The sequence below is a fragment of the Pseudoalteromonas sp. S1610 genome (genome assembly GCF_005887465.1).
Classification (GTDB): Bacteria; Pseudomonadota; Gammaproteobacteria; order Enterobacterales; family Alteromonadaceae; genus Pseudoalteromonas; species Pseudoalteromonas undina.
The window spans coordinates 1-259 of the sequence record NZ_PNDI01000097.1 but is presented as its reverse complement, the minus strand read 5'-3'; the positions used below and the strand labels follow the sequence as shown (position 1 = coordinate 259).

Annotated in this window: 1 pseudogene; it reads left to right on the top strand. The window is 44.0% G+C overall.

The annotated features are described in order from the left end of the window. A pseudogene (locus tag CWB77_RS17940) lies at positions 1–259 on the top strand (peptidase M13); the annotation flags it as partial.

Here is a 259-nt window from a genome sequence, read left to right as displayed (position 1 = left end):
ACAATGACTGCCGCCAGTATTGCATTGGCGTTAGGTTTGGTTGGCTGCGGCGAAAAGCCACAACAAATGAAAGCAGAATCAACCACAGTAACTGCACCGGTGGCGGCTCCTGGTGCGCTAGGTGTTGATTTACAAAATATGGATAAAAGTGTTCGTGCACAGGATGATTTTTATTACCATGTTAATGGTCAATGGTTAGCAAAAACTGAGATTCCAGGTGACAAGTCTAACTATGGGTCGTTCTCACAGTTATATGATG